The 8,081-nt window shown below is 53.1% G+C and carries 11 protein-coding genes and 1 pseudogene; 11 read left to right on the top strand and 1 reads right to left on the bottom strand.

The annotated features are described in order from the left end of the window. Positions 1–159 precede the first annotated feature (159 nt). The 6 genes and pseudogenes from AV929_RS06360 (at position 160) to AV929_RS06385 (ending at position 3,733) form a co-directional block, all read left to right on the top strand. Positions 160–675 (top strand): hypothetical protein, encoded by a 516-nt coding sequence (locus AV929_RS06360; protein WP_050036645.1) that lies wholly within the window; start codon positions 160–162, stop codon positions 673–675. Further along, on the top strand, positions 662–2,011 hold the full coding sequence (locus AV929_RS06365; RefSeq protein WP_064287776.1) for an ATP-binding protein: 1,350 nt from the start codon (positions 662–664) through the stop codon (positions 2,009–2,011). The genes AV929_RS06360 and AV929_RS06365 overlap by 14 nt, the downstream gene beginning before the upstream one ends. Before the next feature lie 97 nt (positions 2,012–2,108). Further along, positions 2,109–2,372 carry a hypothetical protein gene (locus AV929_RS22605; protein WP_230458853.1) on the top strand — a complete coding sequence of 88 codons (264 nt, stop codon included), beginning with the start codon at positions 2,109–2,111 and terminating at the stop codon, positions 2,370–2,372. Continuing rightward, positions 2,365–2,805, top strand: coding sequence for a hypothetical protein (locus AV929_RS06375; RefSeq protein WP_064287778.1), 441 nt, complete (start codon positions 2,365–2,367; stop codon positions 2,803–2,805). The genes AV929_RS22605 and AV929_RS06375 overlap by 8 nt, the downstream gene beginning before the upstream one ends. A gap of 195 nt (positions 2,806–3,000) precedes the next feature. Then, positions 3,001–3,307: pseudogene (locus tag AV929_RS06380) on the top strand (DUF6516 family protein). Positions 3,308–3,328: 21 nt separating this feature from the next. After that, positions 3,329–3,733, top strand: a complete 405-nt coding sequence (locus AV929_RS06385; protein ID WP_014030648.1) for a transcriptional regulator — start codon at positions 3,329–3,331, stop codon at positions 3,731–3,733. A gap of 213 nt (positions 3,734–3,946) precedes the next feature. Here the strand turns inward: AV929_RS06385 and AV929_RS06390 are convergent, their stop codons facing one another. Then, the gene (locus AV929_RS06390; protein WP_023842904.1) at positions 3,947–4,465 is read right to left on the bottom strand and encodes a PH domain-containing protein; all 519 of its coding nucleotides are present in this window, start codon (positions 4,463–4,465) and stop codon (positions 3,947–3,949) included. Positions 4,466–4,895: 430 nt separating this feature from the next. Here AV929_RS06390 and AV929_RS06395 point away from each other — a divergent pair, with 430 nt between their 5' ends. The 5 genes from AV929_RS06395 (at position 4,896) to AV929_RS06415 (ending at position 8,011) form a co-directional block, all read left to right on the top strand. Beyond that, positions 4,896–5,141, top strand: coding sequence for an antitoxin VapB family protein (locus tag AV929_RS06395; RefSeq protein WP_004966369.1), 246 nt, complete (start codon positions 4,896–4,898; stop codon positions 5,139–5,141). Continuing rightward, positions 5,138–5,536 carry a PIN domain-containing protein gene (locus tag AV929_RS06400; RefSeq protein ID WP_064287779.1) on the top strand — a complete coding sequence of 133 codons (399 nt, stop codon included), beginning with the start codon at positions 5,138–5,140 and terminating at the stop codon, positions 5,534–5,536. Before AV929_RS06395 ends, AV929_RS06400 begins: the two co-directional genes overlap by 4 nt. 131 nt (positions 5,537–5,667) lie before the next feature. Further along, the gene (locus AV929_RS06405) at positions 5,668–6,702 is read left to right on the top strand and encodes a hypothetical protein (protein ID WP_064287780.1); all 1,035 of its coding nucleotides are present in this window, start codon (positions 5,668–5,670) and stop codon (positions 6,700–6,702) included. 56 nt (positions 6,703–6,758) lie between these two features. Continuing rightward, entirely contained in the window at positions 6,759–7,631 is an 873-nt protein-coding gene (locus AV929_RS06410; protein ID WP_064287781.1) for a hypothetical protein, read from the top strand. A gap of 122 nt (positions 7,632–7,753) precedes the next feature. Further along, positions 7,754–8,011: a hypothetical protein gene (locus tag AV929_RS06415; protein ID WP_014030652.1), complete on the top strand. Its 258-nt coding sequence runs from the start codon at positions 7,754–7,756 to the stop codon at positions 8,009–8,011. Positions 8,012–8,081: the final 70 nt, after the last annotated feature.

An 8,081-nucleotide genomic window follows, 5' to 3' on the forward strand; every position in this document is an offset into this window, starting at 1 on the left:
AGCATATTAATGACTTCGTGGACAGATGCAGGTCGGCGGTCGTCACCGATTGTGGCGATAATTATGACCTCACTACTGCTGATTCATCTCGGATATTGTAATCACGGCACATGATTTATGTTTGGCAATCTATTGGTTAGTTCTGAAGGTTAGAATTGAATGCAAATTGCGACGAAAATTTGGGATAGTGGGTGGGGAGCAGTCTTCCTAACCGTCTACACAGGCGTGGCCATCCAACTCGTCAGGCCAGAACCACTCTTCCTGAAAACACTGTCCGTCCTCCCGACAATACTGGTCATGTTCCTAGCCGATCAGCAGAACAACCGGCTAATCAACTTCTTCGCCGGAGGCGAACTGAGACGGTCCACAGACCAAATACAGAAAATCACGGGACACGACGACTTCTACGAATCCGCTTCCGAAGAACTCCAGAACCGAGTGGATGACTTCGACCGCCGCGCTTACCAGAAGAATATCTCTATCCTCGCAGGCTTGATTATTGCCTTGACCACTCCCTTCGTCGGGTTCTACCTCCGTGGCACTCTCGGACTGGGTATTGGGCTGGTCATCGGCCTTCTCGCTACTCAACTCCTGACCCGGCGGAGTATCCAGGAACTCAACAGACTCGCACAGAACATCAGTGAGCCGTATACAGCCAAATATGAAAATCAGTAGACTCCACATCGATGGGTTCGCGGTTGAGGATTACCAGACAATCACGAAAGAGGATATCGCTGGTGGTGATCTCCTCCTCAAGGGTGGAAACCGTTCAGGTAAAACCCTGACAATTAACGCTCTTTTGTATGCACTCTACGGCCCCCGGGCTACACTCGGTATCCAGCCCGGGCGAACGAGCACAGTAGAAATCCAGTTCGATAACGGGCACCAACTCCATCGCGGTGGGGGAGGTCGCTCCTATGATGATGGTACAGAGGAAGTCGAAAAAGAAGCCGCTGAGGATCTCCTCGAAGAGCTAATCGGGCCAGAGGACATCACCACTCTCCAGTTCGTTCACTCCGAGACCGACAAACTCCCACTCTCTCGGCTCTCGAAACCACAACTGATTCAGTCTATCCGCCAGATAATTGGAAGCAATCTTCAACAAGAACTTGAGGACTATCGAGACGAACGAGACTCTCTTGAGCAGGAGATCGAGCAGGTTAGACGTACCGAGCTGGCACCGGTTCAGCGAGAGTTGGAGGAAATTGATATTGGGCAGGTCGAAAGCCGGCTTGAGAAAATCGAGAAGCTTCAGTCGCTTATTGACACCGGGCGAATCGAAATCATCAGAGATCGGCTCTTAGAAAACGAGGAACTCAACGAGGAACTACAGGACCTCTACGACCGGAAGCGAACGATAGAACAGGAACTCAGAAAGAAAGACCGCCAGTTGCGTGAGGCCCGCCGGTATACACAAGAGGTCAACGACCTCATCCTCAACGCGATTGAAGAGCTGTCTTGTCCTGTCTGTGACCAAGTTGTCGCGGAGAGTACTGCTAATCATAGGCTAGATCGAGGCAAGTGCCCACACTGTGGGCAAGATCGGTCTCTGGATGATCTGAAAACGAATCTTCGCAGCCGTGTTGAGTCCGCTGACGACACAGTAAACCAGCTAGAAGCGGGGATTGAGGAGCTGAAAGAGGAACAAGCTGAGATAGAAAATGAAATCGATTCAATTCAGGCATCCATCCCGGACCTATCGGATCTAAACGACCTTACCAAGTTCACGCTTGAGGACAACAACTATGATATTGAGGCCGTTGCTGAGCGAACCAAAAATGAACTTGAGCAGCACCGTGCCGAGGTAGATCGCCTCAACACCCAGAAACAGTCGCTCGAAGAGGAGCGTGATGAGATTCAGGACTCCTTGGACGAGATGGATGAATCGCTGGAACAGGTGACGGAGCGCATTGATGAACTCGAACGAGACAGCTTCGAAGAGATCGTGATGTCGTTCCAAGAGAAGTGGTCAGAAAATTATGAAGCCCCTTGCTGGAGAATTGGGCCTTGAGGTCCGGGTAGAGGAAGACGGTCAGATTCTCCTTCCGGGTAACGGGGGACCGCGGAAATACAGTGAATTGAGTACGGGTGAATCGCGACTGCTGAACTTGGCGTTCGCACACACGGCCGCATCTGTGGCGAGAGAGAACGAAAATTCGGATGACAGCTTCGAGGTTGTGGTCCTTGACGAGCCGTTCGCTAATCTGGAAGATGACCAGCGTGACAGCGCAATAGATTTCATTCGGGACACGGATATCCAGTACATCATCGCGTCCTCAAATGAGTCTCTACAACGGCACTTCGACCCTCACCAAGTGGAGGGCCTGCAGACGATGACTGTCCAGCTAACGTGGGATGATCTCGATGAGTGACGACAAGAACCACCACCCACGTCTAATGATGTTGAGCGAAGCTGGTGGTCGGATTGAAGGGAGGACAAAGTACCACAAGCTCCTGTTCAATTATGCCGATGAAGAGGCAGAAGAGACTTCGTTACGAATGATAACTGAGGAGCGGGGTCCATACGACCCGGGGCTTTCTCAGGCGATGCAGCGATACATGGACCTTGGACTGCTTGAGGTAGATGATGATGACGAACCGCATGAGATAGAGCAGACTGAGAAAGGCCAGCGATACATGAGTGGGTATGAGCAGGCAAAGATGCGGCTTGACGAGTCCTTCCAGCAGACAAAGGACCGCATCGCGAACACGGTCCGGGAACACGGGGACAAGAGCGCGTACGAGATGGTGCAGCGAGAGAACGTGCAAGATGCGAAAGATAATCCCCACAATAAGGAGCTGTAAGATGGTAGCTCGGATTCAACAGGACGAATTTGTTCCAGATGAAGGCTAAAAGCTAGTGCTTTCTACGGTCCTGCGAAATTGGACGTTTATATACCTGACCGGCGGCACACAAAATCTCGATTGTGGTCTTTTGACCCTGTTATGGAGGTGTCTCCATAGGCTTATATCTATGGAGGTAATAACATAGGATAGCGGATGGCGTCCTACACTACCATCGAAGACTGGCGGGATGTCAAAGACGGCTACGTCGTTGCTGTGACCATCCGACAGACGGACGATGAATAAGTACCCGTGTGGTTGGGATTACAGCCTCCGTCTTGGGGAGGTCGGCGGAGACACGATCCTCCGATACGACAATGCCCACGAACGGACGAAAGGGCACGAGCGCCACATTCACGACGATGTTGAATACATCGAGTTTCCGGGGATGCTGACGCTTTACGACCGCTTCAAGGAGGAGGCTACCGAACTATCGCCCGTTTCGTGGAACTGGTCACCGTAGGACGCTGCCGGGAGGAACACAATGCCCACACTCAAAGTCACCGTCGGAAATAGCGACCATCTCGACCAGCGCACGCGTAGTCGACTCAAGGCCGCTCAGGAGGGCGAAGACCTTGACGACGCCCAACCGACACTGAACTTCGACTCGTACGCCGAACTCAGTCGTCTCCTCAGTCCGAAGAATCTGGAGCTGTTGGAGGCGATCTCCGAACATGAACCGGCGAGCATCCGCGAGGCTGCTGAACTGGTTGACCGAGACTACAAGCAGGTACACCGGAACCTCTCTGAACTTGCAGATATCGACGTTATCGAATTTCAGGGCGGTGGACCGGGCGAAGCAAAGAAGCCGATGTTGGCCTACGACGGTCTCGAAATCGACATTCCATTCACAGGGTCGAACGGGAACACTGGTACTGTTGCACCGTAGTTTATCGCTGAAGTTCTGCTTCGGTCAGAGTTCGGCCTCAGTGACGGTTTCGTCGATCATGTGAATCACTACTCAGTATCGACGGTATTGAATGTGCTATTCAGTCCTATGAATTCACGAACTAGTCAAACACATAGCGTAAACCCCATTTCACAGGCTATTTTGACACAGATATCCCCTGTACTTACCGACTCCATGTGTATCCCTTATTTCTCAGTTCGTTTCCCTGACAATCCGTGACAGTTCAGCACCGATATTTTCCTCCGTCTGGAAACTAATCTGGTTATTTTCTTCGTCGCCAGTTATCAATGTTATATTGTATACAGTGGTCTCTTCAAAATCAAATAAACTAGAAAACCCCTCGAAATCATCCCAATTAAAAACGACAAATCCTAGTCCTAGAATGAAACCTATCCCAGCCAGTAGAATTTGAGCATTATTTTCTGCTACAAGCAAAATAAGTAGCCCACCAAATAGTGAAATAAAACCTAGAATGAGGTCACGCTGAGTCCCCGTTGAACTATACTTAGGACTTGTTTCAACTTCAACCGAACTGATATGTGAATATTCAATATCTTTCGAGTTGCCAGAATCGGTTATTGCCAATAACCTCATATTAGTTGCTGCAAAGATTACACTGCCCTTGATCGCATTGGTAAGACCAGATTTTACTTGGCCATCCCACTGAAGACGTACTTCTTCGTTCGTCGTCAAATAACCCTCCACATCCATCTGATGACTAGATGCTAACAGTGTATATATCCGTTTTGCTAAAGTACTACTACAATACATAACATAATATATATTGGGGCCAACGATAATCCGCTCCTTCTCTGAGGCAGCGGAGCACATCTTTGTATATAACTCCGATCTGGCGACCTCTGGTGAACCGTTAAACAGCGTTGGTTTCGACTATCAGAACTAGGAAGTTGAAGCAGGAACCGGCGATGGTGTCGATTGTGGGCCACATCTAGGTGTGTTCGATATAGAGGCCTCCCGACTTTTTTACGATTAGTTTAGTAACCATCACTCAGGTCGTCGATATCGCTGACTACACGCCGAGTTTCGAGTGAAAGGGGCTGTTTGTTACGACTATAAAACAAATCGTCCTTGTGTTTTCCCACAAGGATTAACCAATGTCAACGCCAACGTTGACGTATCAATGGCGACCGCAGATGAGCAGATACGAGTGAGCGATCGAGTGAAGCGACAGCTTGACCGCCGTCGACGTGAGGGTGAATCGTTCAACGACGTGCTCGAACGCGTCCTTGATGAGAGTGAAGATGCTGACTTCTACGACGGGTTTGGGATTCTCTCTGATGAGGACGCCGACTGGATTCGAGACAAGCGCGAGAACTCGAAAGAGAAGCGGAAAGAGCGGATGCGACGGTTAGGCGAGGATACATGAGGGTTCTTGATGCGAACTTCCTTATCGATTACCTGAGCGGTCACCCTGCCACAGAAACGTACTACGAATCGAACGGCGGTGAGGAAGAGCTATGGGTAATGCCTGCTCCTGCCCACGCTGAAGCACTCGTTGGTGTCGGAAACCTCCCATCGGGCGATCTCGAAGAGGCGGTTGAAGCGCTGTCGTGGGGTGAAATATACGAAATCAGCGAAGATCTGTCGGTTGAAGCGGGACGAATCGCTGACGAGGTTGGATCACAGGGACCATATCTTGACGGCGTTGACGCGCTCGTTGCCGCGGTCGGACGAGAACTTGATGCGACAGTGGTCTCGGTCGACGGTGACCTCACTCATGAGGAGACCAAACAAGTCGTCGACGTTGAAGAGTATCGCTGATTACCCAAACGAACTCGTCTTTGCACTCTTCAGACGAGGCGCACAACCGCCACGGGTTATCAAGCCAGTCGAAACAACTGTAGCGGTTGGCCTCGCCGGCAAAATTTTGTGTTCTTCTGGCGGGTGAGAGGATGACTGACTTGACACTCGGTACGTTCGGAGACGGAGACAGCGCCGACAAAGACCTCGATCCCGATACTGCAAGCATCGCCCGATGCGCGACGACGTGTCGCGCTCCTAATCGTGACGACGGCAGTTGGGCGGCCCCAGACGAGGACTGGGGGTTGACAACGCAGCGGCCGGTGTCGTCGATCAACACGTCGGCTGGTCGAGCAACCAAACAGCAAACGCGGTGGGTTGTCGATGGGGACGTCGGAGCATATGTCGAGCAGTACGCAACTGGTGTCCTGCAAATCCCAAGCACGTACGGCGACTTCAGTTCAGTCGACACCCGAGTCACATTCGTCGACGGGCTCGCTGACAGCTACGGTTACGGGATCGACGGCCAAGCACTCGAAAAGGCATTGCGAGTCCTCACTGGTGGTGGCCGATACACTGCATCGCAATATACCGCCATCCCGTGTGGGAAACAGCCGTGGATTCTGACGGGGCCAGAAGGGACGCTCCTGTGCAGTTGTATGCCCGTCGAACGGCCGGAGAACCCATACACAAGGGAGCTTCGGACGCCAGAGACAACCCTGCAGATCGAGGAACAGAACCAAACAGTCCGCACGGGAGCCGCTGAGTTTACCCACCTGCTATCCGACGCTCTCGGTGTCGATATCGAGAGCGTAGAGTACGCAACAGTACGCGGGCAAACCCAGCACTCGTTCGTCGGCGAGGAGGATGAGTTCACGATCAAAGCCAGTGACTTAGCACAACTGCATGGGTTGACGAATGATCCAGCCGTCATCCAGGGGACAGTCAGTCGTGGAGTCCAGCCCCCCAGTGGTGGCGATCCAATCTCGGTTGAGTGGGACGGGCCGGAGCATCCGGTTGGATATCTCGACGAGGGAGACGTGATCGCCGGCTACGAGTTTACGTGGGAACAACCCGAAGAGTCGCTGGAAGACGTTGCAGTCGTTCGCGAGTATCGGATAACTCAGAACTACTCGCGCTGGACGGTTGACTACCATACCCACCGCCTTGCGTCAGTCGTCCCCTGACCGACGCCGCCAACGGCATATTTTGTGTGCCCTCCGGCAAGTGGGGGGAAATCGAAATGTCACAGTCTACAGCGGCCAGTAGCACCGAAGCAGCAACCACCGACGCCGAAACGAGCGTGCCAGAGACGCCGGCGGACGGTGACGCAGAACTCGACACTGCGGACCTCCTGTCGCTCGATGCCTCGAAGCATCTTCGGATCAGCGGCGAGGTCCAGTTGTTTGAGCGGATCTTCGCGGCGGCTGGCACGGTCACAGACAAGACGCGACTCGGGATTGCAGAGTCGGGAATCGCCATCCGGGCGGCCGACCAGCAGGGGCACGCGATGGTTGACCTGCGTGTCTCTGCAAGTTCGTTCAGCTCCTTCGATGCAGGGAGGGGGACACTGGGAGTGGACGTCGGTAGGGTCCGGGATGCACTCTCGGTCGGCGATGCAGGCGACCTTGCACAGTTCGCACTCGATGCAGCGAATAGCACACTAGAAATCAATATCGACGGGATAACGCGCACTATTGATCTTGAGGCGGTTGCATCGCTCCGCTACCCTGTCGAGATGCCAGATATCGACATCCCAGCAACTGTCCACCTGAGTCCAGACGACATCTCGCTTGGTCTTGCCGCAGCAGATATGCTTTCCGACCGGTTTGACCTCTCTGTTGACTCCGATGCCGGAGAAGTGCGGTTTGCCGCAGACGGCGACACTGACAGCATGACCTACCGGTGGGACGACACCGATCTCATCGCCTTCGAGCCTGCGGATGTCGAAGTGAAACTGGATTCGTCGCTCGTCAAATCGGCGAATGCTGGCCCGCCAGACGGCACGAATCGGGTTCTCCATATCGGAGACTCAGTCCCGCTTGTGCTGAAATCGGAGTTCCCGGACGCCGATGGAGCGATGCAATTCGTGATCGCGCCGAAGCTCCCGAACTGACTCGGCTCCCCGTGGTTTTGCGGAAACGGTGGTGTATCTTAACCAACAGCGACCGCCATACTTCTCGACTGTTGGTTAGCGCTAATTTTGTGTCTCCCCGGTCGGGTGAGGGATTTTCCTCTATGGATCCGACCGTTCCAGACTACGAGCGCTTCGAGCGCGAACAGATCGCACAGGACCGTGACCGGCAGCGTCCCGATACCGTCGAGATCGACGAGCCACGAGGCCGGGAAGTGGTCACCAGTCTACTCAATGAGGGTGTGGTAGAACCGACCCCAGAACAAAACCTCTTGCAGCACGTTCCCTCCGGGCAGTGCTTTGACTCCGACATGGCGCTGGTGTACTTCCACAAAGGCTGGGAGGCCAGAGGCGAGGAGTAGCGGATTCGCGTTTGTTAGACTCTTAAGCCAACAGAACGAGCTACAAGACTATCTATTTGCGTTAACTACT

The sequence above is a fragment of the Haloarcula sp. K1 genome (genome assembly GCF_001647155.1).
Lineage (GTDB): Archaea > Halobacteriota > Halobacteria > Halobacteriales > Haloarculaceae > Haloarcula > Haloarcula hispanica.

Excerpts from the sequence above, each read along its gene's own strand:
- AV929_RS06395 (WP_004966369.1), top strand. The coding sequence starts at position 4,896 with ATGGCGACCGCAGATGAGCAGATACGAGTGAGCGATCGAGTGAAGCGA.
- AV929_RS06375 (WP_064287778.1), top strand. The coding sequence starts at position 2,365 with ATGAGTGACGACAAGAACCACCACCCACGTCTAATGATGTTGAGCGAA.
- AV929_RS06390 (WP_023842904.1), bottom strand. The coding sequence starts at position 4,465 with ATGGATGTGGAGGGTTATTTGACGACGAACGAAGAAGTACGTCTTCAG.
- AV929_RS06385 (WP_014030648.1), top strand. The coding sequence starts at position 3,329 with ATGCCCACACTCAAAGTCACCGTCGGAAATAGCGACCATCTCGACCAG.
- AV929_RS06400 (WP_064287779.1), top strand. The coding sequence starts at position 5,138 with ATGAGGGTTCTTGATGCGAACTTCCTTATCGATTACCTGAGCGGTCAC.
- AV929_RS06410 (WP_064287781.1), top strand. The coding sequence starts at position 6,759 with ATGTCACAGTCTACAGCGGCCAGTAGCACCGAAGCAGCAACCACCGAC.
- AV929_RS06405 (WP_064287780.1), top strand. The coding sequence starts at position 5,668 with ATGACTGACTTGACACTCGGTACGTTCGGAGACGGAGACAGCGCCGAC.
- AV929_RS06365 (WP_064287776.1), top strand. The coding sequence starts at position 662 with ATGAAAATCAGTAGACTCCACATCGATGGGTTCGCGGTTGAGGATTAC.
- AV929_RS06360 (WP_050036645.1), top strand. The coding sequence starts at position 160 with ATGCAAATTGCGACGAAAATTTGGGATAGTGGGTGGGGAGCAGTCTTC.
- AV929_RS06415 (WP_014030652.1), top strand. The coding sequence starts at position 7,754 with ATGGATCCGACCGTTCCAGACTACGAGCGCTTCGAGCGCGAACAGATC.